Source organism: Arthrobacter sp. FW306-04-A (assembly GCF_044358315.1).
Classification (GTDB): Bacteria; Actinomycetota; Actinomycetes; order Actinomycetales; family Micrococcaceae; genus Arthrobacter.
Genome location: NZ_CP084559.1, coordinates 2758745 through 2784499 on the forward strand (window position 1 = coordinate 2758745; position 25755 = coordinate 2784499).

18 protein-coding genes and 3 tRNA genes are annotated in these 25755 nt (G+C 62.9%); 11 read left to right on the plus strand and 10 right to left on the minus strand.

Features of this window, described 5'->3' with window-relative positions:
* Positions 1 to 45: 45 nt before the first annotated feature.
* The 8 genes from LFT43_RS12690 to LFT43_RS12725 all read right to left on the minus strand — a co-directional run bounded on the left by LFT43_RS12690 (position 46) and on the right by LFT43_RS12725 (position 12371).
* The gene (locus tag LFT43_RS12690) at positions 46 to 801 is read right to left on the minus strand and encodes an ABC transporter ATP-binding protein (protein WP_395797273.1); all 756 of its coding nucleotides are present in this window, start codon (positions 799 to 801) and stop codon (positions 46 to 48) included.
* On the minus strand, positions 798 to 3602 hold the full coding sequence (locus tag LFT43_RS12695; RefSeq protein WP_395797275.1) for an ABC transporter permease: 2805 nt from the start codon (positions 3600 to 3602) through the stop codon (positions 798 to 800). Before LFT43_RS12695 ends, LFT43_RS12690 begins: the two co-directional genes overlap by 4 nt.
* Before the next feature lie 210 nt (positions 3603 to 3812).
* The gene (gene serA, locus LFT43_RS12700) at positions 3813 to 5408 is read right to left on the minus strand and encodes a phosphoglycerate dehydrogenase (protein ID WP_265980902.1); all 1596 of its coding nucleotides are present in this window, start codon (positions 5406 to 5408) and stop codon (positions 3813 to 3815) included.
* Positions 5409 to 5593: 185 nt separating this feature from the next.
* The gene (gene ilvC, locus LFT43_RS12705; protein WP_265980903.1) at positions 5594 to 6619 is read right to left on the minus strand and encodes a ketol-acid reductoisomerase; all 1026 of its coding nucleotides are present in this window, start codon (positions 6617 to 6619) and stop codon (positions 5594 to 5596) included.
* Positions 6620 to 6691: 72 nt separating this feature from the next.
* Positions 6692 to 7204: an acetolactate synthase small subunit gene (gene ilvN, locus LFT43_RS12710; RefSeq protein WP_236811607.1), complete on the minus strand. Its 513-nt coding sequence runs from the start codon at positions 7202 to 7204 to the stop codon at positions 6692 to 6694.
* Positions 7205 to 7206: 2 nt separating this feature from the next.
* A complete protein-coding gene (locus LFT43_RS12715) occupies positions 7207 to 9108 on the minus strand; it encodes an acetolactate synthase large subunit (protein ID WP_395797279.1) in 1902 nt (633 codons plus the stop codon).
* A gap of 462 nt (positions 9109 to 9570) precedes the next feature.
* Positions 9571 to 11292, minus strand: coding sequence for a dihydroxy-acid dehydratase (gene ilvD, locus LFT43_RS12720; RefSeq protein WP_395797281.1), 1722 nt, complete (start codon positions 11290 to 11292; stop codon positions 9571 to 9573).
* Between the two features lie 152 nt (positions 11293 to 11444).
* Positions 11445 to 12371: a LysR family transcriptional regulator gene (locus LFT43_RS12725; protein WP_395797283.1), complete on the minus strand. Its 927-nt coding sequence runs from the start codon at positions 12369 to 12371 to the stop codon at positions 11445 to 11447.
* A gap of 171 nt (positions 12372 to 12542) precedes the next feature.
* Here LFT43_RS12725 and LFT43_RS12730 point away from each other — a divergent pair, with 171 nt between their 5' ends.
* The 4 genes from LFT43_RS12730 to LFT43_RS12745 all read left to right on the plus strand — a co-directional run bounded on the left by LFT43_RS12730 (position 12543) and on the right by LFT43_RS12745 (position 15091).
* Positions 12543 to 13589, plus strand: a complete 1047-nt coding sequence (locus LFT43_RS12730; protein ID WP_395797285.1) for a hypothetical protein — start codon at positions 12543 to 12545, stop codon at positions 13587 to 13589.
* A gap of 4 nt (positions 13590 to 13593) precedes the next feature.
* A complete protein-coding gene (locus tag LFT43_RS12735; RefSeq protein ID WP_395797287.1) occupies positions 13594 to 14754 on the plus strand; it encodes a PQQ-dependent sugar dehydrogenase in 1161 nt (386 codons plus the stop codon).
* A 116-nt stretch (positions 14755 to 14870) separates the two neighbouring features.
* Positions 14871 to 14946, plus strand: a tRNA-Lys gene (locus LFT43_RS12740).
* A 69-nt stretch (positions 14947 to 15015) separates the two neighbouring features.
* Positions 15016 to 15091, plus strand: a tRNA-Lys gene (locus LFT43_RS12745).
* A 109-nt stretch (positions 15092 to 15200) separates the two neighbouring features.
* Here the strand turns inward: LFT43_RS12745 and LFT43_RS12750 are convergent.
* Positions 15201 to 15689 carry a MarR family winged helix-turn-helix transcriptional regulator gene (locus LFT43_RS12750; protein WP_395797289.1) on the minus strand — a complete coding sequence of 163 codons (489 nt, stop codon included), beginning with the start codon at positions 15687 to 15689 and terminating at the stop codon, positions 15201 to 15203.
* A 109-nt stretch (positions 15690 to 15798) separates the two neighbouring features.
* Here LFT43_RS12750 and bcp point away from each other — a divergent pair, with 109 nt between their 5' ends.
* From bcp to LFT43_RS12785, 7 genes are all read left to right on the plus strand, one after another.
* Positions 15799 to 16272 carry a thioredoxin-dependent thiol peroxidase gene (gene bcp / locus LFT43_RS12755; protein WP_395797291.1) on the plus strand — a complete coding sequence of 158 codons (474 nt, stop codon included), beginning with the start codon at positions 15799 to 15801 and terminating at the stop codon, positions 16270 to 16272.
* A gap of 118 nt (positions 16273 to 16390) precedes the next feature.
* Positions 16391 to 16472, plus strand: a tRNA-Leu gene (locus LFT43_RS12760).
* Positions 16473 to 16605: 133 nt separating this feature from the next.
* The gene (locus tag LFT43_RS12765) at positions 16606 to 18273 is read left to right on the plus strand and encodes an ABC transporter substrate-binding protein (RefSeq protein WP_395797293.1); all 1668 of its coding nucleotides are present in this window, start codon (positions 16606 to 16608) and stop codon (positions 18271 to 18273) included.
* 79 nt (positions 18274 to 18352) lie between these two features.
* A complete protein-coding gene (locus LFT43_RS12770; RefSeq protein WP_395797295.1) occupies positions 18353 to 19858 on the plus strand; it encodes a malate:quinone oxidoreductase in 1506 nt (501 codons plus the stop codon).
* A 64-nt stretch (positions 19859 to 19922) separates the two neighbouring features.
* Entirely contained in the window at positions 19923 to 23144 is a 3222-nt protein-coding gene (locus tag LFT43_RS12775; RefSeq protein WP_395797297.1) for an efflux RND transporter permease subunit, read from the plus strand.
* Between the two features lie 126 nt (positions 23145 to 23270).
* The gene (locus LFT43_RS12780) at positions 23271 to 24392 is read left to right on the plus strand and encodes an LLM class flavin-dependent oxidoreductase (protein ID WP_395797299.1); all 1122 of its coding nucleotides are present in this window, start codon (positions 23271 to 23273) and stop codon (positions 24390 to 24392) included.
* Positions 24389 to 24853: a MarR family winged helix-turn-helix transcriptional regulator gene (locus LFT43_RS12785; protein ID WP_268021283.1), complete on the plus strand. Its 465-nt coding sequence runs from the start codon at positions 24389 to 24391 to the stop codon at positions 24851 to 24853. Before LFT43_RS12780 ends, LFT43_RS12785 begins: the two co-directional genes overlap by 4 nt.
* Before the next feature lie 15 nt (positions 24854 to 24868).
* Here the strand turns inward: LFT43_RS12785 and LFT43_RS12790 are convergent, their stop codons facing one another.
* On the minus strand, positions 24869 to 25675 hold the full coding sequence (locus LFT43_RS12790; RefSeq protein WP_395797302.1) for a transglutaminase family protein: 807 nt from the start codon (positions 25673 to 25675) through the stop codon (positions 24869 to 24871).
* Between the last annotated feature and the right edge of the window lie 80 nt (positions 25676 to 25755).

The window sequence follows — 25755 nt, forward strand, 5'->3', positions numbered from 1 at the left end:
GACCGGACCGGCCGCATGTGACGGCCAGTCCGGAAGCATCGGCTACTAGTTCAATTCAGTCAGCGTATCGCTGAGCCGGACCAACTCGTGGTCGTGCGACGCCACCAGCACGGCAATACCGTCGTTGGTGGTGTCCTTCAGGATGCTGATGATGCGGTTGGCCGAGGTACGGTCCAGGCTGGCCGTGGGCTCGTCCACCACCAGGACGCGAGTGCCCAGGATCAGGGCGCGCGCGATGGCAACACGCTGGCGCTCACCGCCGGACAGCTGCGCCGGACGGTGGCGCATACGCCGGCCCAGTCCGACCAGGTCCAGCAGGTCCTTTGCCATTTCGGTGCGCTGGTCCACTTCGCCGTCGGGAACGGCCGGCAAAAGCACGTTCTCCAAAGCACTCATGCCATCGATCAACGCACCGCCCTGGTCCACGTACCCGATCAGCGCGCGGCGGCGGTCGGCGATTTCGTCGTCGCCCATCTTCTCGAGGGAGTCGCCTTCCCAGAGGACCCGGCCCGACGTCGGAAGCGTGAGTCCCGCACCCACCGTCAGGATGCTGGTCTTGCCTGAGCCGCTTCGCCCGGCGATGCAGTGCATCTCGCCGGCGTGGAGGGTGAGGCTGAAGTCCTCGACGACTGTGACCGGCTCGGCGCCACCCTTGTCCCCGCCATAGCGGATGGTGATGTTGCTCAACTGCAGGGGCGTAGCGTGGTCCGCCGACCTGACGATCGTGTTGGCGCGCGTCTGGAACGACTCGTCGGCGGATTCCGTGGTCGGGGTCAGATCGGGATGGAGATTGTCAGTCATTTGACCACTTTCGTTGCAATGGGAATCCAGCAAAGTACGGCCAGCACCCCGGCCAAGGCGGCCCAAAGTGCTGCATAGGGAGCGAGCAGCAGGCCTATGCCCAACGCCCCCAGGACGCCCAGGATCAGGGCCACAGCTCCGACCAAGGCATTTTCGAAGAATCGGACCTGGCCCAGCATGTCCGGGTTCCAGCCCATGGCCTTGAGCGTGCTGAGTTGCTCGCGCCTGGCCTGGAGTTCGAACCGACCTGTGACCAAGGTCAGTACGAGGCCCACGAGAACCCCGCTGACTGCCAGGATGACACTCGGCAGGGCGACGGCGGCCGACGCCAGGCCGCTGAGGGCGCTGGCTCCCGCTGCGCGTGGGATGTCGATGAGCAAGGCGATCAGGGCACCAACCGCCGCTCCGAACACGCCCACGGCTACGGCCAGCGACACTGAGCTGAAACGGTGGGTGACCAGTTGGCGGTACGCAAACGTCAGCGGCGAATCCACGGCGATAAGGCGTTCATCGTGTTGTGGCTCCTGGTCCACGACGTCCCGGTGCCGCAATTGCTGGGCCGCGATGTAGGCGGCCGCGGAGTAAAGCACCAACACAGACGCGGAAACAATGACCGTTGCCAGGTTCCAGCTCAGAAGGCTCAACGCAATGCCTGCCAAGGCAACGATCGCCGCACCGATGCCGAATTCCTCAAGGACCCAGCTGCGGATCTTCCTTTGGGTCCAGCCCATGGCCCGAAGGATCCCGGCTTCGCTTCGTCGTTGACGGATGTAGCTGACAGTGGAAGCGCCTGTCAGCAAGGTGGCTCCGCACAGCGCCAGGAAGAGGAGGGTGATGTTGGTGCCGGTCAGCGAGCCGGAGACGGCATCTGCGGCATCCTGCCGGACCCACGACTGCTGGACCGTGCCGAGTGCGAACTCCTTGCCGGCGTCGTCCTTGGAGTAACCGGGGACGAAGATGTTGGCGTCTTGACGCGCAGAACCGGCCACAACCGTGGCTTCGAGTCCCATGCCGCGGATCTGGGCCGCGAGCTTGTCGACCTCCGGCTGAGCCTGCTTCCAGTTGCCGGCGGCACTGGCGCGAACCCGGACGGCATCGATCACGTTGGCGTTGGTGTTGTATCCGCGCGCCGCGGCAAGGCCGTAGTAGTCGGTGATGGCACCGGCAGACTGGCTCACCAAGCCCGTGGCGCTGAGCGAGGGCTTGAGGCCCTTGGCTGCGGTGTCATTGCCTGAGGCGTCCTTCTGTAGCGTCATCGGGGCGGGGTCGTAGCCGCCCAGGGGCAGCTTATTGACGTCGCCGGCTGCTTTCTGGATCTGGGCCGGATCAAACGTCCCGTAGACCATCGGCAAGGGAGTGGCTGGCTTGGATCCGGTAGGAAGGTTCTCACGGTACGAGCGCTCATCGACAGGCTTGCGTTGGGCCTGGTCCACGATCGCCCCAAAGGCCGACTTTTCGGGCAGCTTGTTGACAGTCACCCAGTCACCCGGCGTGGCGGACTTGCCGACGGCGCCATTCGCGGAAGTTTCGCCATCCTTGTACTTGGGTGCGGCCGCGAAGTCCGTGCTCCACTGGGCAGGCTGGTACAGGCCTTGGCTGAAGTTGCCGGTGTTACCGAGCAACTGGCTGTGGTCGGTAGATCCGGGCCATTGCAGTGCGAACGGCGACTTTGACACGAAGGGCAGGTAATCCTTGTCCAGGGAACGCGAGACAGTGCCGACGTCGTTGACGACCTTGCCGGAATCATCGATTTCCTGGATCTTCACCGAGTACTTCAGGTCGAGAGAAGTTCCCTGCCGGACGATCAAGGGAATGGCCTGCGAGGCATCCGTTATCTGGCCGGACAGCTTGGCCTGCTGGTACTGCGTCATGAGGGGCGCCCAGTATTTGAGCTTGACGCCTAGGAAATCCGGGCCCTGTTCGAGCTCTTGCTGCGTGGGGCTCTTGGCGAAGAGTTGTTCGAAGTAGCGTCCGATCGCGCCTGCGTTGCGGGTCTCGGCCGGCGGTGCCTTTTGCAAAGGTGCAAGGAAGTCGCCGGCCGGGCCAAGGAGGGCACGTTCGGCCGTCGGGTCGACCGCGACCACGGATTCGGTGACCTGGGGAGCCATGGGAAGCGCCACCGAGAGGTTGAAGAGGTTGTGCTCCGAGCCACCTGCTGGTGCAGGGAACTTGATCCCGGTCTCCCCTGCCGGGCCGGCAATGCGGATGCTCTTGCCCCCGGCGGTCTGCTGCTCAATGACCTGGCCTTTGCCCAAGGTGCCTTCACCACTGGTCTGGAAGAGGGTTTGCTGGGACACTCCGTCGGAGCTCACGGCAGTGGCTGTCAGGCGGTACTTCTTGGGCTGGGCGGGAAGGACAGATTCCGGCGCGGGCCACTTCTTGGAGTCAGTTCCGGTGGGGTCTCCCGCAGTGGCACCACCAGCCAGCCCTGCGTTGTAGCCGAGGTAATCCATCGCATCAAGCCGCGGGGTCTCCAGGTTCTGCGTCACCCGGGAGACGAGGCTGATGGGCGCGGCAACGGAGGTGCCACCCAGCCCACGGATCTTCTCGAGTTGCTGGAAGCTGATGCCACCCTGGCCGCTGGCGATATCCGGCTGGATGAGTGCCCCGCCGTCTTTGTTGTTCCCGGATTTGGCTTGCACCAGGATGTCGTACAGGCCTCGTGAGTTCTCATCCACCGTCCGGTTCAGCGCGGCCTGCGACTGGCTCTGGATGAATACGGACAAGCACATGGCGACGATCAAAATGGCCGCGGTCAACAGCAGCACACGGCTTCTGATGAACCTCTGGACGGCGTTCATAGGGCTCCCTGAGTCCTGGATTGCGGGTGCGCACACTGCTCTCCCTGAAACCATGCCGAGGCAATAGGAATCCACAGGGTGTGTGCAAAAGGTATTGGCCGGCCTGCCGCCGGATCCGAATTTCGGACCAAGCCATTGTAGGCAGACCGGCCAATGATATGTGGCCGATGTGAACTGCGGCACACAATTCTAACTCAAACGGTTCGGATGCTAGTCCTCCAGGTCCACTTCACGAACCATATCGGCACCGATGCCGGCCTTGATTGCTTCAAGGACCTGCTGCGGCACGGAAGTGTCGATCGTCAGCAGCGCAAGGACCTGGCCGCCTTCACTCTGGCGGGCCACCTGCATGCCGCCGATGTTGATGTTGTTCATGCCGAGGATATGGCCGATGGTGCCAATGACGCCCGGACGGTCAGCATAAGAAACAACTACCAGGTGCTCGCTGATCGGGATTTCGACGTCGTAGCCGTTGACGCCCACCAGCTTCTGGACCTGCTTGGGTCCGGTGAGGGTGCCGGCCACGGAGATCTGGGAACCGTCGCTGAGCGCGCCGCGGATGGTCAGGACGTTGCGGTAGTCCTCAGCCTCCGACGTCGTGATCAAGCGGGTGTTGATGCCCCGCTGCTCGGCGATGACGGGTGCGTTGACGTAGGAGACCTGCTCGGTCACGACGTCGGCGAACACGCCCTTGAGTGCGGCGAGCTCGAGGACCTTCACGTCCAGGCTTGCGATTTCGCCCGCAACCTCGACGTCGATCTGCGTCAGGGACGCGTGGGTCAGTGCAGTGAAGATCCGGCCGAGCTTTTCGATGAGGGGAATTCCGGGGCGAACTTCGGAGGCGATCACACCGCCCGCAACGTTGACGGCGTCGGGCACGAGTTCGCCGGCAAGGGCGAGGCGCACGGACTTTGCCACGGAAACCCCGGCTTTTTCCTGGGCTTCATCGGTGGAGGCACCCAGGTGGGGGGTCACGATGACGTTGTCCATGCCGAAGAACGGCAGGTCGGTGCTCGGCTCCTTAACGAACACGTCGATGCCGGCGCCGGCGATCTGACCGTCTTCCAGGGCCTCGTGAAGGGCTTCCTCGTCGATCAGGCCACCACGGGCCACGTTGACCACGTAGGCCGTTTCCTTCATCTTCTTGAAAGCATCGGCGCCGAGCATGCCCACGGTTTCCGGGGTCTTGGGCATGTGGATGGTGATGAAGTCCGACTTCTCCAGCAACTCGTCCAAGGTGACCAACTTGACGCCGAGCTGCGCTGCCCGGGCGGAGGTGATGTAGGGGTCGTAAGCCAGGATCTCGGTTTCGAAACCCTGGAGGCGGGCAGCCACGAGGGCACCGATGCGTCCAAGCCCGATGATGCCGATCTTCTTCTCGAAGAGCTCGATTCCTGTGTACTTGGACCTCTTCCACTCGCCGCCCTTGAGGGCGGAGCTGGCCTGCGGGATGTGGCGGGCGAGGCTGAGGATGTGTCCGACCGTAAGTTCGGCCGCGGACACAATGTTCGACGTCGGGGCGTTGACTACCATGACACCGGCCTGGGTTGCGGCCTTGATGTCCACGTTGTCCAGGCCGACGCCGGCGCGAGCGATGATCTTGAGGTTCTTGGCTGCGGCAATTGCCTCGGCGTCCACCTGGGTGGCTGAACGCACCAGGATGGCGTCGACGTCGACTATTGCGGAGAGCAGCTGGGAGCGGTCCGCACCGTCGGTTTGGCGGATCTCGAAGTCCGGACCAAGGGCCTCGATCGTGGCGGGCGAAAGTTCCTCAGCGAGGAGTACTACTGGCTTGGTGCTAGTCACCGGTGACCTCTTTAGCTCTCTTTTTCAGGTGGGGTTTTGGTGAAACGATTCTTTGACGACGAAGGCCGGACCCGGTATACCGGGTCCGGCCTCCATGCCGGGCGGCTTCACTTCGAGCCTATCCCGAACGGCGTTCTGTGTTGAATTGCTACGGCGTCTGCCGCGGCGTCAACGGGTGCCTTCAATTAACGGGCTGCAGAGCCTTCGACGTAATCCTCGTCCTGCTGCTGCCAGGAGAACAGGGAACGCAGTTCGCGGCCGACACCTTCGATAGGGTGCTTCTCCGCCTTGGCACGCAGCTCCTTGAACTCGACTGCACCGTTGTCCTGGTCGTCAATGAAGCGCTTGGCGAACGCGCCGGACTGGATGTCGGCGAGGACGCCGGCCATGTTTTCCTTGACGCGGGGGTCGATAACACGCGGGCCCGAGACGTAGTCGCCGTACTCTGCGGTGTCGGAAACGCTCCAGCGCTGCTTGGCAATACCGCCTTCCCACATGAGGTCAACGATGAGCTTGAGCTCGTGAAGCACCTCGAAGTAGGCGATCTGCGGCTGGTAGCCAGCCTCGGTCAGGGTCTCAAAGCCGTACTGGATCAGCTGGGAGACACCGCCGCACAGGACAGCCTGCTCGCCGAAGAGATCGGTTTCGGTCTCCTCGGTGAAGGTGGTCTTGATGACACCGGCACGGGTGCCGCCAATGGCCTTGGCGTAGGACTTGGCCAAATCCCAAGCGGAGCCGGTGGCGTCCTGCTCCACGGCGATGATGTCCGGAATACCGCGGCCGGCTTCGAACTCGCGGCGCACGGTGTGGCCCGGAGCCTTCGGTGCGATCAGGATGACGTCAACACCCTCCGGTGCCTCGATGTAGCCGAAGCGGATGTTGAAGCCGTGTGCGAAGGCCAGGGCCTTGCCGGCGGTCAGTTTGTCCTTGATGGAGTCGTTGTAGATCGAGCGCTGGTGCTGGTCCGGCGCCAGGATCATGATGACGTCGGCCCATTCGGCGGCGTCGGCAACGTTCTTGACAGTGAAGCCTGCGTCCTCGGCCTTGGCGATCGACTTCGAGCCTTCCTTGAGCGCGATGACAACCTCGACGCCGGAATCGCGCAGGTTCAGCGCGTGGGCGTGGCCCTGGGAACCGTAGCCGACAATGGCAACCTTGCGGCCTTGAATGATCGACAGGTCTGCATCGTCGTCATAGAACATTTCAGTCACTTGCGTAACTCCTTTGAGTGGATTTCTTTGTAGATATTGTCTGTGGTGCGTTGTTGGGCGGCTACGCAGCGCTTACGCGCTGCGCAGGGCCCTGTCACTCATGGAGCGGGATCCCCGTCCAACGGCCAAGGTGCCGGACTGCACGATTTCGCGGATGCCGAATGGCTCGAGCACAGAAAGCAGCGCTGCGAGCTTTTCCGGGGTACCGGTTGCCTCGATAACCACCGAGTCTGTGGAAACGTCAACCACTGAGGCACGGAACAAGTCTGCAGCTTGGGTGACTTGCAGGCGTGTCGCGGCATCCGCACGTACCTTGACCAGGATGTGGTCACGTTGCACGGAAGATTCTGGGGTCAGCTCGACAATCTTGATCACGTTGATCAATTTGTTGAGCTGTTTGGTGACCTGTTCGATGAGGTCGCCATCGGCGTCGACGACGACGGTCATGCGGGAAATCCCGGAGACCTCGGTGGGGCCGACGGCCAGGGAGTTGATGTTGAAGGCGCGCCGGGCGAAGAGGCTGGCCACGCGGGTCAGCACGCCGGGCTTGTCTTCGACCAGAACGGACAGTGTGTGGCGGCTCATGGCTAGTCCTCCTCTTCCCATTCCGGGGTCATGTTGCGGGCAACCTGGATCTGGTCGTTGGAGACTCCGGAGGGGACCATCGGCCACACCATGGAGTTCGGGCTGACCACGAAGTCGATGACCACAGGCCGGTCATTGATTTCCAGTGCCTTCTGGATGGTGGCGTCGATGTCCTCGTCCCGCTCACAGCGGAACGCGGCACAGCCGTAGGCGTCCGCCAGCTTGACGAAGTCTGGGATACGGACGGTGTTGTGGCCGGTGTTCAGGTCGGTGTTGGAGTAGCGGCCTTCATAGAAGAGGGTCTGCCACTGGCGCACCATGCCCAGCGAGGAATTGTTGATGATGGCAACCTTGATGGGAATCTTGTTGATGGCACAGGTGGCCAACTCTTGGTTGGTCATCTGGAAGCAGCCATCGCCATCGATCGCCCAGACCACGCGGTCCGGTTCACCGACCTTGGCACCCATGGCTGCCGGCACGGCATAACCCATGGTTCCGGCGCCGCCGGAGTTCAGCCAGGCATGGGGGCGCTCGTACTTGATGAATTGGGCGGCCCACATCTGGTGCTGGCCAACGCCGGCAACATAGATGCCTTCCGGCCCCGTTAGCGCACCAATGCGTTCAATGACCCGCTGGGGGGCACTGAGTCCGTCTTCGGGTTCCGTCCAACCCAGGGGGTAGGTATCGCGGAGGTTGTTGAGGAACGCCCACCAACTGTCGAGATCCGGGGTGCCGGATAGTTCGAAAGCGGTCCGGACAGCCTCGGTCAGTTCCGGAATGATCTCCTTGACGGAGCCCACGATCGGAACGTCGGCCACGCGGTTCTTGGAGATCTCCGCGGGATCGATGTCCGCGTGGATGATCTTTGCATGCGGAGCGAAGGTGCTCAGGACGCCTGTCACCCGGTCATCGAAGCGCGCACCAAGGGTGATCAGCAGATCGGACTGCTGCAGTGCGGTGACTGCAGAGACTGTGCCATGCATGCCCGGCATGCCGACGTGCTGGGGGTGGGAGTCCGGGAACGCGCCGCGGGCCATGAGGGTGGTCACCACGGGCGCGCCCGTCAGCTCTGCGAGTTCGCGCAGTTCGGCCGAAGCATGTGCCTTGACCACGCCGCCGCCCACGTACAACACGGGCTTGCTTGCCGCGGCGATCAGCCGGGCCGCTTCGCGCACCTGCTTGTTGTGGCCGCGGACCACCGGGCGGTAGCCCGGCAGATCGATCTTGGGCGGCCAGGAGAAGGTCATGGTGCCCTGCTGGGCGTTCTTGGCGATGTCCACCAGTACCGGTCCAGGACGGCCTGTGCTGGCTAGGTGGAAAGCCTCGGCCATGACGTGCGGAATGTCGTTGGGGTCTGTCACCAGGAAGGAGTGCTTGGTGATCGGCATGGTGATGCCGACGATGTCCGCTTCCTGGAAGGCATCCGTACCAATGACGGAAGCCGATACCTGGCCGGTGATGGCGACGAGCGGCACGGAGTCCATATGGGCATCCATGATGGCGGTAACGAGGTTGGTGGCACCGGGGCCCGAGGTGGCGATGCAGACGCCAACCCGTCCGGTAACCATGGCGTAGCCTTGGGCTGCGTGGCCGGCTCCCTGTTCGTGACGGACCAGGATGTGATTCATCTTGGAGGCCATCAAAGGGTCATAGGTGGGGAGGATCGCGCCACCGGGCAAACCAAAAATATCGTCCACGCCGAGTTCTTCGAGCGAGCGGACAATAGCTTCCGAGCCGGTCATCACCGTTGGGGGTACAACGTTGTTCGGCCCGAGTACAGGAGAGAGAGTTGCAGCATTGTCGACGACGGCTTCAGCCGGACGGTCGACCTTTTCCGGAGCTTTGGGGGCTCCAGCGGACTTTGCAGCCATCAGCGAGGGGCTGATCGGCGATCCTTTGCTCATCGGACTCTTCCTTTGGGGATCTTCAATTAGTGAAAGTTACTGCTTGGGTACTGCGTTCGTGCGGGTTCTTGCTAAATGCGCTGTCCCGTGCGGGAAATAAAAAAAACCCCTCAGCCTTGCGGCTCTTCGAGGGGTTGCGCGTGACGGTTCGTTACCAGTCGGGCTAGGAGGCCACGCGCTTGGTAAGTACGACAGTGCCCACGGTGGCGCCGACAGTAACGAATGCGATCATGCGTTCAGTGTTCCCTCTTTGTGAGATAAGTGTCAAACGATGAAGTTGTCATCTCACTATATGGACCCCATTGTCCACGGACTGGGCATATTTCTCGCCAGCGGAAAGCCCAATACCGGCGACCTTACCGCTCGGGCGGCAGACGGGAGGCCCCTACCCCGAGTAATCGGCGCGGACGCCGATTACTCAGGGCCTCCCTTATTAAGCGCACATGCTAGGGCGCTTGGGAATCACCCGCAGTAGGCGCCCGTGGAGGCGCTGTGCACCAGCTTGGCGTACTTCGCGAGGACACCCTTGGTGAACTTCGCCGGGAGGGGCTCCCAGCCGACCTTGCGCGACTCGAGCTCGGCTTCGTCCACCAGGAGGTCGAACGAGCGGGCAGCGATGTCCACGCGGATCTTGTCGCCGTCCTTAACGAAGGCGATGGGGCCGCCGTCGACGGCTTCAGGTGCAACGTGTCCGATGCAGAGACCGGTGGTACCGCCGGAGAAGCGGCCATCGGTCAGCAGGAGCACGTCCTTGCCTAGGCCTGCTCCCTTGATGGCGCCCGTGATGGCGAGCATCTCGCGCATGCCCGGGCCGCCCTTGGGTCCTTCATAACGGATCACGACGACGTCCCCGGCCTTGATCCCGCCCTTGTCCAAGGCGTCGAGGGCGCCTTGTTCGCGCTCGAAAACGCGGGCCGTGCCTTCGAAGACGTCGGCGTCGAAGCCGGCGCTCTTGACGACCGCCCCCTCCGGCGCCATGGAACCATGCAGGATGGTGATGCCTCCGGTTTTGTGGATCGGATTGTCCAGGGCACGCAGGATCTTTCCGTCGAGGTCCGGCGGGTTGATGGAGGCCAGGTTCTGGGCAAGGGTCTTGCCCGTGACCGTGAGGCAGTCTCCGTGCAGCAGTCCGGCGTCGAGCAGTGCCTTCATGATGACCGGCACGCCGCCGATCTTGTCGACATCGGTCATGACATAGCGGCCGAAGGGCTTGAGGTCGCCCAGGTGCGGGATCTTGTCGCCGATGCGGTTGAAGTCATCCAGGGTCAGTTCGACCTCGGCTTCGCGGGCGATCGCGAGCAGGTGCAGGACAGCGTTGGTGGAACCGCCGAAGGCCATGGTGACTGCGATGGCGTTCTCGAACGCCTTCTTGGTCATGATGTCCCTCGCGGTGATGCCGAGGCGGAGCAGGTTGACCACGGCCTCGCCGGACTTGCGGGCAAAGTCATCACGACGGCGGTCTGCCGAAGGCGGGGCGGCCGAGCCCGGGAGGGACATGCCGAGAGCTTCGCCGATGCACGCCATGGTGTTGGCCGTGTACATACCGCCGCAAGCGCCTTCACCGGGACAGATGGCACGTTCGATGCGGTCCAGGTCTCCGCGGCTCATCTTGCCTGCAGCGCAGGCACCAACGGCTTCGAAGGCGTCAATGAGGGTGACTTCCTTCTCCGATCCGTCCTCGAGCTTGACCCAGCCCGGCATGATGGAACCGGCGTAGAGGAACACACTGGCGAGGTCCAGGCGGGCGGCGGCCATCAGCATACCCGGGAGGGATTTGTCGCAGCCGGCCAGCAGGACGGAGCCGTCAATGCGCTCGGCCTGCATCACAGTCTCGACGGAGTCGGCAATGACTTCACGGGAGACCAGCGAGAAGTGCATGCCCTCGTGGCCCATGGAGATTCCGTCCGAAACGGAAATGGTGCCGAACTGCATGGGGAAACCACCGCCGGCGTGGACGCCTTCCTTGGCGCCCTGGGCGAGTCGGTTCAGCGAGAGGTTGCACGGCGTGATTTCGTTCCACGAGCTCGCGACACCGATTTGGGGCTTGGCGAAGTCGTCATCGCCCATGCCTACGGCCCGGAACATGCCTCGCGCGGGGGCGGCATGGATGCCGTCCGTTACGACCCGGCTGCGTGGTTTGATGTCCGGCTGGTTGTCTGTCGCAATTGGGGTGTGGTCACTCATGGGCACGAGTCTATGACTCTTGGGCTGTGGCCAACGAACACGGTGGGCGGGTTAAGGCAAATTTAGCGCTATTTCATTCAATATTTCATTCAAATAGTGGACGCCCGTCTCAAAATGCGAGACGGGGTGAGACTGAGCCCACCGCCCAACTGTCACTCGTCACCCAGTCGAAGCTCGCGGGCAATCACCGCGGCTTCCTCCTGAAGCAAGCTGAGAGTCTGCCTGATGGTGGTACGGGCGGCCACCTCCGGACGGGCAAGGGCCACAATGCTGCGGCTGGCCCGGACCCCAACGAGCGGCCGCAGGACCAACTTCTTTCTTTGGTTGGCGCGGGCGGTGTAGCGCGGAAGGAGGCAGATTCCGTGTCCCGAACCAACCAAGGCCTCAAGGACCCGGAGATCGGGGTACCGCTGGCCGCGCACCGCCGTCGTGCCCGCCTGGAGCTCGATCTGGCGGAGCACGGTGTCAAAGGGAAAGCCGACAGGAACGCCGAGCCACGGGTAGCCCACTACGTCACGGGCCGTCAGCCGCGCCTTGGCCGCGAGCTCGTGGCCCGCCGGCATCGCGACGTCCAAGGCTTCCTCCAGCAATGGAAGAACCTCGAGGCCATGCCGGGCAAATACCTCCGCGCCATCCACGCTGTGGGCGAGGACGATGTCATAATCCGCAGCCAATCCGGCGAAACCGTCCGTTCCAGGATCCTCGAAATGGGCTTCGAAATGCAGCCCTTCAATAGCCTTGACACGGTGCAGCAGTCCAGGCAACAGCATCTCGGCGGCGCTCGGGAAGAAGGCTGCCCGGATGTGGGCCTGCCACCCCCGGCGATAGGTGTCCACTGTCGATTCCGCCCGGGCCATCGCCGTGGCGACGTCGGCTGCCGCTCCCGCCATTGCGAGGCCCGCCTCGGTCAGACGGACTCCCCTGCCGTCCTTCTCCACGAGAACGACACCGAGCTCCTCTTGGAGCGTTTTGAGCTGTTGCGACACCGCGGAAGCCGTCACATTCATGGCTTCCGCCGTGGCGCCGACGGTCTGCCTGTCGGCCAGTTCGCGGAGGATGCGCAGCCTCTTGAAGTCCATGAAGACACCCTAGGGGATGCGGGTTCCGCCTCAGTTGTTTCCAGCCGCGGCACCGGAGTGATGCGGACGTTGCGCGCGCCTCGAATCGATTGACAAACCTAGACAGTCCCCGGCCGCGCACGTAACGTCAAATCACGACAACTGTGCCAATCGAACAGAAGGGCTCCTCCCATGGATTGGTTGATCTGGGTCATCGTCATTGTGTTGATCGTTGCGATTGTCTGGTGGCTGATGAGCCGCAACAGCGCGAGGTCTTCCTCGGGCGGCATGGCCCCGTCCTCTCCGTCGCAAACTGCCTCGTCACCGCAAATAGACACTACGGCGGCCGCCCTGACAGGCTCCGCCCCGTTGGTCGCCGCGACGGCCACCGCCGAACAGGATCTAGCCGAGTCACGCTCCGTCGAGCCCGAGCCCGAGCGCGAACCGGAGCCTGAGAAGGGCGGTGTCGACGTCGACGACTGGGAGCGCCCGGACCCGACCGGCGAATCCGGGATGGCCGCCGCGGCAGAGTCTCCAGCCGTTGGAGCCGCCATGGAGGAGCCATTATTCGAGGAGCCCACACTCCCGGAACCGGTGCTGTCCGAAGAGATGGTCGCGGAGACGGCTTCCGAGGCCGCAGTCTCCCAAGAGGCCGAGCCGATTGTTCCAGAACCGGTCCTTTCCGAGCCTGAACTCGAAGAGGGCGTGACGGCCGACGACGTCACAGCGGCCGACAGACCTTCCGCTCCTCCCGCACCAACCACTCCCGAACAGCTGGCCGACGGCGCCGAATGGGAAGCCACGTGGAGCGAAGTCGGCACACCGGCCGCACCGGTTCCGGTCCACCACCGCGAATACACGGACGCCCACGCACCGACGCTTCCCGGCGCCGAATCCGCCGCGGCGGAGATCGACGACACCGCTCCGGAGGGGCAGCAAGGAGAGCAGCAGGAGGCTTCCGACGCCGTCGCGGCAGCCGGCCCGGACGGAGTGCCAGGCAACTCAACGCCCCTGGGTGGCCATCTCGCCGCCGACCAGCCTTACGGCGAAGGCTCGGCCGCCGCAGGCGCTGACGGGAGCGGCCCCGACGGCTACACCGTCAAGGGCAATGCGGACACGATGACCTATCACGACGAAGACAGTCCGTCCTACGACGAGGTCAAGGCCGGGGTCTGGTTTGTCTCGAGCGCCCACGCCGAGGCCGCCGGCTTCCGGCCGCCTCGCAGGAATCGCCGCTGACACTATGAACCAGGCAAAGGCGGGTTCCGGAAGCTTTCTCCGGCCCCGCCTTTTGCCTGCCCGGGCGCTCCTGGCGGCGGCCTGCATCGCGGCTTTGCTGCTGAGCGCATGCACGGGGAGTTCCCCCGGCACCGGCTCGTCGCCGGCAGCGCCACAGTCCGCGAGCGAATCACATGCCGTCCAGTCCCCCAAGCCCGAAGGCAACGGACCGGAGTTGCTTCGGAAGCTGGACCTGAATCTCACCCTCCCGTGGTCTATCGTGTTCCTCGACGACGGCACGGCCATCATCTCCGAACGGGACACCAAGCTCATCAAATCCGTCCGGAACGGCCACGCAACAACCATTGGCGAGTTTCCCGGCGTCGTGCCCGGCGGTGAAGGCGGCCTTCTGGGACTGGCCCTCTCCCCGACGTTCTCCGGAGACCGCCTGCTTTACAGCTATTTCACGGCTGAATCAGACAACAGAATTGCCCGGACCCGGCTGGAACAGTCCGCCGACGGCCGCCTCAGTCTTGCCACGCCCGAACTCATCTTCTCCGGCATCCCCAAAGCCCCCACCCATAACGGCGGCCGTATCCGCTTCGGACCCGACGGCTTCCTCTACGTCGGCACAGGTGATTCGCAGCGCCCGGAGCAGGCACAGGACCGCAATGCGCTTGGCGGGAAGATCCTGCGGCTCACACCCGATGGAAAACCGGCTCCGGGCAACCCCTTCGGCAACAATCCGGTGTACAGCTACGGACACCGCAATGTGCAGGGCCTGGCGTGGGACGGCGCCGGCAGACTTTGGGCAAGCGAATTCGGACCCGATGTGAACGACGAACTCAATCTCATCAAAGCGGGCGGCAACTACGGCTGGCCGGAAGTAACCGGGGCGCCCGGGCGCGCCGGTTACCTTGATGCCAAGGTTGTTTGGCCGTCGACGGCGGATTCCTCCCCGAGCGGCCTGGAAATCGTCAACGGAACGGCGTTCACCTGCGCGTTGCGGGGGCAGCGATTGTGGACGGTGCCCCTCAGTGGTGAAACGGCTGGGACTCCGGTGGCTTACTTCACAGCCCGGTACGGCCGGCTCCGGGACGTTTCGCTTGCGCCGGACGGCACCCTGTGGGTTCTCAGCAATAACCAAAACCCCGATTTTGCGCTGGTCCTGGAGCCTCCAGGGTAGCGCCGCCGAGGGGGCTCGGGCCGATTTCACACTTCGGCAAGTCTCGTGTAGAGTTACATGTCGTTGCGGAGATCAACGAGGGAAGAAAAGCCTTCAGGTGATCGAAATCGACGAATGCACCTCTAGCTCAATTGGCAGAGCAATTGACTCTTAATCAATGGGTTCCGGGTTCAAGTCCCGGGGGGTGCACCAAGGGAAGGACCCTTGAGCGGCAATAGCCGCTCAAGGGTTATTTCTTTGCGTTGTGAGCAACAAACAATTGCACCTCTAGCTCAATTGGCAGAGCAATTGACTCTTAATCAATGGGTTCCGGGTTCAAGTCCCGGGGGGTGCACCAAAAAAGATCCCGGAATGGCCGAAACGCCATTCCGGGATCTTTTTGCTTTTCGGCCTACCTCGCCTCGAACCGGCCGCCTCGCGGTGTCCCGGGCCGGCCGCGCGCGGGCCTAGTCCGGGACGTCGTCCGGCGATGCGCCGGAATCGGCCGCGGCCACAATGACATTTACGACAGCCGCAGGATGGTTGTTTGCCAGTTCGCGCACAAGGGCTTGAAGTTCCCGCCGCAGTTTGGCGGTATCCACGGGAACGGGTTCAAGAACTTCCCGCTCCAACTGCGTGGCGAGCCCGAGCGTGCGCCCCCCCGCTTCGGTCAGACTGACCACTTGACTCCGGCGGTCCGAAATGCCGCGAGCGCGGCTGACATGGCCGTGCGCTTCCAGCCTGGAGAGGGTCTTCCCCATGGTCTGCGCCTGAACACGGACAATCTGTGCGAGCATCGACTGCGTGGTGGGACCCTTGACGGCAAGCACTTCCATGACAATGACCCCGGCGTGGGTCAACCCCATGCCGCGCAATTTCTCATTCCAGGCGTGCTCCACGAGCCGCGCCGCCGTGGAGAGCAGGCGCCCGGTGGGCCACCGTTCCATATCAGGCATACAGGCCAGTATATCGGCCGGGACGTACAGATCTGGTTCGGGTCCAATTCGTGAAGCGAACAGCTCGTCACTAAGCTGATTGCTCGGGAACCCAAGCAAGGAGCAAAGTATGGCGGAACGACTCATCCCTGGCGACATTGCCCCCGATTTCACCCTCAAGGACCAGACTGGCCGCGACGTCAGCTTGGCCTCGTACCGTGGCCGCAATACGGTCATCTATTTCTACCCGGCGGCGTCCACTCCGGCATGCGCGGCGCAGGCCTGCGATTTCCGGGATTCCCTCGAAACTCTTCGGGCCGCCGGTTACGAAGTCCTTGGTGTCTCTCCGGACACGGTGAAGGACTTGGAAAAGTTCGTGGCCGAGGAATCCCTGACCTTTCCCCTGCTGTCCGACGAAGGGCACCAGATAGCGGACGCTTACGCCGCTTGGGGTGAAAAGAAGAACTACGGACGCACGTACCAGGGGCTGATCCGATCCACGATCGTGGTGGACCCCGAGGGCAAAGTAGCCGTGGCCCAGTACAACGTGCGGGCCACCGGACATGTGGCGAAGCTCCGCAGGGACCTCAAGCTCGACAAGTAGCCACCACATGCCCGCGACGGGCGAGGATGGAACGGCTGGCGCAAAACCGCGGGTACAATAGAGCGCGGTATATGCCCCGGACGCAAGAAACCTGAATCCGGGCGAGGTACCAGCACCAGCGCGAGTGGTGAAATTGGCAGACACGCAGGATTTAGGTTCCTGTGCCTTCGGGCGTGGGGGTTCAAGTCCCCCCTTGCGCACACGCCGAAGTGCCCCGGTCCTTGACCGGGGCACTTCGGCGTTTTCAGCCAGGACTCAGGCCCCTGAACTAGACTGGTCTGCGGTCCGGCTGCCACGGGCCTTCGCCCGTCCAACTGCCTTGAGGGGACAAGAGTGGTAAGCAGCAAGCTTCGCCGTGTCACGCTGCAAATCGGCGCAGGCCTTCTGGCCGTGGCCTTGACCTCGTGCACGGTAGCCCCTGGCCCGGCACCGTCAACATCGGCCGCGGGCGACGTACCGCCGGAGCCGAGCAAGACGTTCAACTTCGGCACCCCGTCGATGCCGCTTGGACTCGATCCGGCCCTGACGAACGACTCGGAGTCGTATCGCGTCACCCGGCAAGTGATGGAAGGCCTTGTGGGCGTGGATGCTTCCACCGGGCAACCGACGCCTCTTCTGGCCACGGCGTGGTCCCAAGGAAATGACGGACTCAGGTACGACTTCACGCTGCGCACAAAAGTCACTTTCCACGACGGAACAGCCTTTGATGCCGCGGCAGTCTGCAGCAACTTCGACCGCTGGTTCAACTTTCCGGCAACCGTGCGCCAACAAGTGCCAGGCATTCCCTTCAAGAGCGTCTTCAAGTCCTTCTCGGACGACGCCACGCTCTCCTTATTCAAGAGCTGCAAGGCGATCTCTGCCGACCACGTCCAGATCAACTTGGCGAAGCCCTTCACTGGATTCCTCCAAGCCTTGACACTGCCTGCTTTCGCAATGTCGTCCCCCAAAGCGATGGCCGAAGGAACCGCGAACGTCCTGGACAAGAAATTGTCAGGGCAACCGGCGTCGGCGTACGCCTCCCATCCCGTCGGCACCGGCCCGTACGTCTTCTCCTCATGGAGTCCGGACCGCATCACCCTCACGAGCTACAAGGGTTACTGGGGCGACCGCGGACAGATAGCCACAGTCAACTTCATTCCGTTCGACCATCCGCAAGGTCGCCTTCAGGCCCTGCTCGCGGGCACAATCGATGGCTACGACCTCGTCACTGCCGGAACCTTCGACCAACTGGTCAAAAAGGGCATGCAGATCGTCCAACGGGATCCGTTCTCCGTGATGTACCTGGGAATGAACGAGTCCGTGGGGCCTCTCCAGAATCTTGGAGTCCGCCAGGCAATCGAAATGGCCATCGACAAAGAGACCCTCATTCATAAGTTCTTTATCGACAACACGTCGCCGGCGTCCCAGTTCGTTCCGCCCAAGCTGAGCGGATTCAACAACAATGCTCCGGCGCTCGGTTATGACCCGGACAAAGCCAAGCAGCTGCTCGCTAAATCCGGCTACAAGGGCGAAGAACTCAAGTTCTACTACCCGCTCAACGTCACCCGCGCCTACATGCCCACCCCGGAAAAGATCTACGCGGAGATCAGCGCCGAGCTGACTGCCGTCGGGCTCAACATCAAACCGGTGCCCGTGAGCTGGGACGACGGCTACCTCCAGAAGGTCCAATCGCCGGGCGATCATGCGCTCCACCTGCTCGGCTGGAACGGCGCGTACTCGGATCCGGACAACTTCGTGGGCACCCTTTTCGGTGAGAACAACGGCGAGTTCGGCTACAGCGATCCGCAGGTGTTCTCGAAAATCGACCGCGCCCGCGGGCTCCCTGACGGCTCCGACCGCAACTCCCAGTACCAGACCATCAATGCCCAAATTGCCGCAACCGTCCCGGCGGTCCCCATCGCCTTCCCCATCTCGGCCTTGGCTCTCTCCGACCGCGTGGAGAAGTACCCAGCATCGCCTGTCTTAAACGAAGATTTTACAAACGTTCGCCTGAAGTCTTGACGGGCCGCCGCAATTTCAGTTATGCGCCCACGCGGGGATATTCTGTGACAGCCAGTGCCGCCGCTATCGGAGATAGATCGTGACCTTCATTTCCAAGACACACCACGCTGACGTCGTCCTTATTGGGGGCGGAATCATGAGCGCAACCCTCGGTGCGTTCATCAAGCAACTCGAACCCAGCTGGACCATCTCCCTCTTTGAGCGACTCGACGAAGCCGGCCTTGAAAGCTCCGGACCGTGGAACAACGCGGGAACCGGACACGCAGCACTCTGTGAGCTTAATTACTCCCCCGCAGCGAAGGACGGCTCTGTTGACCCGTCCAAGGCCCTGCACATCAACGAGCAATTTCAGCTTTCCCGGCAGTTTTGGTCCCACTTGGTGGACAACAAGTTGATCGGCTCCCCCAAGGGCTTCATCAACACCGTTCCGCACATGAGCTTTGTCATCGGCGACAAGCACGCAGACTTCCTCAAGACCCGTTACGAAGCACTCAAGCCCAACACCCTCTTCCGCAGCATGGAATACACGGAAGACCAGGCACAGATCGCCAAGTGGGCTCCTTTGATCGTCAAGGGCCGGGGCGCCAAGCAGCGCGTGGCCGCCACCCGCGCAGCGGAAGGCACCGACGTCGACTTCGGGGCCTTGACCCGCGAGCTGACCGGCTACCTCGCCAACAACGGCGTTGAAGTCAATTACGGCCACGACGTCACCAACGTCCGCAAAGCCTCCGACGGCGGCTGGGACCTTTCGCTCAAGCACCCCGCTTCCGGCGAACACGGCCGGATCCACGCCAAGTTCGTCTTTGTGGGCGCCGGCGGTGGAGCACTCCACCTGCTGCAGGCATCCGGCATCCCGGAGAGCAAGGGCTACGGCGGTTTCCCGGTCTCTGGCCAGTTCTTCCGCTGCACCGACGAGGCCATCGCCAGCCAGCACAGCGCCAAGGTGTACGGCCAGGCCTCCGTCGGCGCCCCGCCCATGTCCGTGCCGCACCTCGACACCCGCTATGTCAACGGCAAGCGCTCCCTGCTCTTCGGCCCGTACGCCGGTTTCTCCACGAATTTCCTTAAGACCAGCAGCTACCTTGACTTGCCGCTGTCCATCCGTCCGAGCAACATCATCCCGATGCTCGCCGTGGCCAAGGACAATATGGACCTGACCGCTTACCTGATCAAAGAAGTGGCCAAGCGCCACGATGCCAAGGTGGAATCCCTCCGCGAGTACTACCCCCAGGCCGACGGCGGCAACTGGGAGCTGATCACAGCGGGCCAGCGCGTGCAGATCATCAAGAAGGACTCCCGAAAGGGCGGCGTGCTTCAGTTCGGCACCGAGGTCATCACGGCTCGCGACGGCTCCATCGGCGCACTGCTCGGCGCATCGCCTGGTGCATCCACTGCAGTTCCGATCATGATCGAGATGCTGCAGCGATCCTTCCCGAGGAACTTCAAGGGCTGGCAATCCAAGCTCAAGGAAATGATGCCGGGCTACGGCGTCAAGCTGAACGACAACCCGGAGCTTGCCGCGGAACTGGAAGCGAGCACCGCCCGTTCGCTCCAACTCGAGGCTGCCAACGCCGTCCAGCACTAGTAACAGTCCGGGCTGCGGCCAGTTCAAGACACGAGACAGACCGTAGACCCCAGGAGACAGTGCAATGTTCCGTCTGGCAAGGCTTTCACTGGCGAACAGGGCATTGATCGCGCTGATCACCGTTTTCGCTGCGGTGTTCGGAGTGATCACCATGTCCTCACTCAAACAGGAACTCATCCCCTCGATCGAGTTTCCGCAGATTTCGGTGATCACGGCCATGCCGGGCGCGTCTCCGGAAGTTGTCGACAAGCAACTCAGCCGGCCCCTCGAAACAGCATTGAACAGCGTCGAGGGCCTGGAATCGACCACGTCGACATCGCGGAACGGCGTTTCGCAGATCACCATGGTGTTCACCTACGGTTCGAACCTGGACCGCGCGCGCAACCAGATTGATCGCGCCATCTCCAACGCGAAACGGGTACTACCGGCCAATGTCGAGCCCCGCTCCTTTGCCGGCAGCATCAGCGACTTCCCTATCGTGTTTTTGGCCGTGTCTTCGGACAAGCCGCTGAGTGAGCTGAACACGGACCTTCAGCGGCTCAGCGTTCCCCGGCTCCAGAAGCTGGACGGGGTCCGTAGCGCCGACGTGACCGGCGGGGCAACCCAGCACATCCTGATCCAGCCCAAGGCCCAGGCCATGGCCGCAACCGGTGCCACGGTCCAGTCGCTCACAAACGCCCTCAAGAACAACGGCACGCTGGTTCCCGCCGGGACCATCGAGGACCAAGGCAAGACGTTGTCCCTCCAGATCGGCAGCCCCGTGGACTCCCTCGATGTCATCAAGGGCTTGCCGCTCGCCGGGGCCAAGGGCGGTACCACCATCGGCACCGTCGCGGATGTGAGCATCAAGGACGACGCCGCGACCTCCATCACCCGCACCAACGGGAAGCCGACCCTGGCCCTCTCCGTGACGAAAAAGCCCGACGGCGATACGGTTGCCATTTCGCACGCGGTCAAGGATTCACTCGCCCAGATGGAGGCCGAACTCGGCTCCAATGCGCACTTCACCCCGGTGTTCGACCAAGCCCCGTATATCGAAAAATCCATCAAGGACCTCACCACGGAGGGGCTGCTTGGACTGGGCTTCGCCGTAGCCGTCATCCTTGTGTTCCTGATGTCCGTTCGCTCCACCTTGGTGACGGCAGTGTCCATTCCCCTGTCTCTCCTGATCACGTTCATCGGAATATCAGCAACCCACTACTCGCTGAACATCCTTACCCTGGGCGCGTTGACCATTGCGATCGGCCGCGTGGTGGACGACTCGATCGTTGTGATCGAGAACATCAAACGCCACCTCAGCTATGGAGAACACAAACTCGCGGCAATCCTCAACTCCATCCGGGAAGTTGCCGGGGCCATCACGGCGTCCACCCTCACGACGGTGGCCGTTTTTCTGCCGATCGCCTTCGTGGGCAATCTGGCGGGCGAGCTGTTCCGCCCCTTCGCCCTGACGGTGACCATCGCGCTATTGTCCTCGTTGCTCGTGTCGCTCACCATCGTTCCGGTGTTGGCCTATTGGTTCCTCAAGTCGCCATCTCTTCCCGGCCCCAAGGACGCCCGTGCCGCCGAGCGCGCCGTTGCAGCTGCGCACGAGGCAGAGCAGCGCAGCCTGCTGCAACGCGGATACTTGCCCATCCTGGCCAAGACCCAGAAGCACCCGGTCGTGACCATCGTCGCCGCGCTCCTCGTGTTGGGTGGAACAGCAGCCATGTCCCCGCTGCTGGCCACAGACCTGCTAGGCAGCTCCGGTCAAAACAGCATGACCGTGCGCCAGGTTCTTCCCGCCGGTACCAGCCTGGAGCAGACTGGCGCCGCCGCTGCCCAAGTGGAATCGGTCCTGCGCGGGATCGAGGGCATCAAGGACGTACAGGTAACGTCAGGCAACGCCCAGACAGGTTTCGCCGCCCTCACGTCAAGTGGTGCCTCGAACTCGACATTCACGGTAGTGACGGACGACAAAGCCGACCAGCAGAAGCTGCAGGACACGGTCCGGTCCCGGCTCGCAAGCGCCGCGGCCGCAGGAAAGGTCACTGTTGGCGCCCAACAGGGCGGCCTGGGCACGTCTTCCAGCGTGGACATCACCATCAACGCCGCCAACGCCGCTGATCTGAAATCCGCAAGCGACGCTGTGGCGAAGGCCATGGACGGGGTACCCGGGAGTTCCGAGGTAGCCACCAACCTGGATGCCAGCCAGTCCGTAGTGCAGGTTAGGGTCGATCGAGCCAAGGCCGTCGCCGCCGGGCTGAACGAGGAACAAGTGGCCGGAGTCCTGGCGTCCACCGTCAGTCCCGTACCCGCAGGCACGGTTCGTATCGACACCACGGACTTTCCGGTCCAAATCGGCGAAGGCACGCATTTCAGCAGCATCGCCGATGTCAGGGCCATCAACCTCCCGACGGCATCAGGACCGGTTCCGCTGTCCAGCATCGCTTCCGTGGACCCAGTGGAAACGCCGGTGTCCATCACCAGCAGCAACGGCCAGCGAAGCGCGAAGGTGACTGTCACGCCGTCGGGCTCCAACCTTGGTGCCGTCAGCACGGCCGTCCGTGACCGGCTCGACTCCGTGCAGCTTCCTGCTGGCGTCACTGCCGCGATCGGCGGCGCAACAACGCAGCAGGCGGACTCGTTCCGGCAACTCGGCCTCGCTCTCCTCGCGGCCGTCGCCATTGTCTATGTGATCATGGTTGCCGCATTCAAATCCCTCATCCAGCCCCTTATCCTGCTGGTATCCGTGCCTTTCGCGGCGACAGGTGCCGTCGCCTTGCTCCTGGTCACAGGCGTCCCGCTCGGGCTTCCTTCCCTCATCGGCATGCTGATGTTGGTGGGAATCGTGGTGACCAATGCGATCGTGCTGATCGACCTCATCAACCAGTACCGCAAGCCACACGGCGGCGGCGCCGGAATGAGTGTGGCAGAAGCCATCACCCACGGCGCCCGGCAGCGGCTGCGGCCCATCCTGATGACCGCCCTCGCCACTGTTTTCGCCCTCACGCCCATGGCCCTGGGCTTCACGGGAGGCGGCGGCTTCATTTCCCGGCCACTGGCCATTGTGGTCATCGGTGGCCTCGTCTCGTCTACGGCACTGACCCTCGTCCTGGTGCCGGTGCTCTACAAACTGGTCGAAGGCCGGCGCGAGAAGAAGGCGCTGCTCAAGGCACTCACGCAGCGTCCCGACGTCGCGAAGGATGGCATGGCCGGCCATGGCCAGGCAGACCATCTGGACTGGACCACCGGAATGATCCCCAGAGTCACGGGCCGCCGATCCGCTTCCGGCCCCGCCGAGTAAGGCGACACACCGGGAACAAAATGATGCCGTGCCCTGTTGCAGCGAGTGATACATGCAAATGCATCTATCTTGAGGTAGACTGTTGGCAGAGCCCGGACACCAATCGGGCAGGCAGAAAGGTACATCATGGAGATCGGCGTATTCAGCGTCAGCGATATCACCACTGACCCCACCACGGGCCACACCCCCACGGAGAACGAGCGCATCAAGGCCGCCGTGGCCATTGCCAAGAAGGTCGAAGAGATCGGCATGGACGTCTATGCGATCGGCGAGCACCACAACCGCCCCTTCTTCTCCTCCTCCCCCACCACCACTTTGGCCTACATCGCGGCGCAGACGGAACGCATCACGCTGTCCACGTCCACCACACTGATCACCACGAACGATCCCGTGAAGATCGCCGAAGACTTCGCCATGCTCCAGCACCTGGCGGATGGCCGCGTGGACCTCATCATGGGCCGGGGCAACACGGCTCCGGTTTACCCCTGGTTCGGCAAGAACATCCAGGACGGAATCGAACTTGCCGTGGAGAACTACTCCCTGCTGCGCCGGCTCTGGGATGAGGACACCGTGAACTGGAGTGGCAAATACCGCACCCCGCTGCAGAACTTCACGTCCACACCCCGCCCGCTCGACGGCGTCGCGCCCTTCGTCTGGCACGGCTCCATCCGCAGTCCCCAGATCGCGGAACTTGCCGCGTATTATGGCGACGGTTTCTTCGCCAACAACATCTTCTGGCCCAAGGAGCACTACCAGCAGCTGATCGGCCTGTACCGCGAACGCTACGAGCACTACGGCCATGGCAAGGCAGACCAGGCCATTGTGGGCCTCGGCGGGCAGTTCTTCATGCGCAAGAACTCCCAGGATGCGGTGAAGGAATTCCGCCCCTACTTCGACAATGCTCCGGTCTACGGCCACGGGCCTTCCTTGGAAGACTTCACTTCCCAGACGCCGCTGACGGTGGGCAGCCCGCAGGAAGTCATCGAGAAGACGCTGACTTTCCGCGAGTACTTCGGCGATTACCAGCGGCAGCTGTTCCTGGTGGACCATGCCGGATTGCCGCTCAAGACCGTGCTGGAGCAGCTGGATCTCTTCGGCGAAGAAGTCCTTCCGGTCCTGCGCAAGGAGTTCGCGGACCGCAAGCCCTCCCACGTGCCTGACGCACCTACCCACGCGTCACGCGTTGCCGCTTCCTTGGCCGCTTCATCCAGCGATGACGCGACCGATCCCGCCGGGAGGTCGGCGTGAGCACCAAGGCGCCCACCTCGTCGGCCGTGCGCCTCGCCGCAGAAACCTGGGAGTCCTTGTTCCGCTCCCAGGTGGCGGTGATGCGCCGGCTCCAGGCCGGACAGGCGTTCAAGAAGCTCCCCATCAAGGAGTATGACGTCCTGTTCACGCTCTCCCGATGCCCCACGGGCAAACTGCGGTTGAACGAGATCAACGATCATGTCCTGCTCAGCCAATCGAGCCTGAGCCGCTTGGTTGACAGGTTGGAGAAGCGCGGACTCGTCGAACGCAGCATCGCCCCCGACGACGGCCGTGGGATTCTTCTTGGGCTTACTGAAGCCGGGCAGGAACTGCAGAAAGAGATCGGCCGTGAGCACATCCGCGACATCGCCGAGCTTGTGGCTCCGGCCCTGACGGCCGAGGAACAGCGTGAGCTTCTCAGGTTGACCGAAAAGCTGCAAGCGTTCGTGGCACACAAATAGGCGGCCGTACGGCGTTTAGCGCAGGACGACGAGCTTTGCGGGATCCTCATCCGGCAGTTCGTCGGCCACTACCGCGGTGACCTTCAAGCTCTTCAACGACAAGCTTCCGCCCACCGTGGACAAGAACGCAGTGTCCGAGGAGTCACGGCCAGCGGTGATGCGGAGCATGGACTCCCGAGGAGCCAGGCCGGTGGGGTCGATCACGTACCAGGTTCCGCCGATGTGGGCCTCCGCCACGGCATGGAAGTCCATGGGGCTCAGCCCGGGGGCATAAACGGCCGCGAGCCGGGCGGGGATGTCCTTGGAGCGGAGGAGGGCAATGGCAAGGTGGGCGAAGTCCCGGCAAACCCCTTTGCGGTGCAGGAGCGTTTCCACTGCGCCATCTGTCCCCCGGGATGATCCACTGATGTAACGCAGTTCGTCGTGGACCCAGTTCCGGACGGCCTGCAACAGCTCCTCGCCGTGCAATCCCCCGAACTCGGCGTAGGACGTCGGAAGCAACCGATCAGACTCGGCATAACGGCTTGGCCGCACATACCGGATAAGTTCCATCCGCGCGGACTCATCCGGGACGCCAAAGCCCTTCACCGAGGCCCGGTAATCCACCGTGACCTCGCTGGGTTCGGCGAACTCCATGTAGTGGAAACGTCCACCATGGTGGTCCGTCAACTCAGTGAGCGGAACAGTTTTGCCCTCCACTGTGACTGACAATTCTTCGGTCAACGATTCGTAGCCTGGATTGCTGGCCACGGCGATTGCCATCGCCACCTTGGTGTTGGCGACGGTCTTGAAAACGAGCTCGGCAGCAACGTTGCGTTCCATGGATCTCCGGAGTGTTGCGGCTGGACAACCCAGTGATTATGCAGAGTTGGCGCCGACGAGTGTAAGTGTCAATCGTGGTT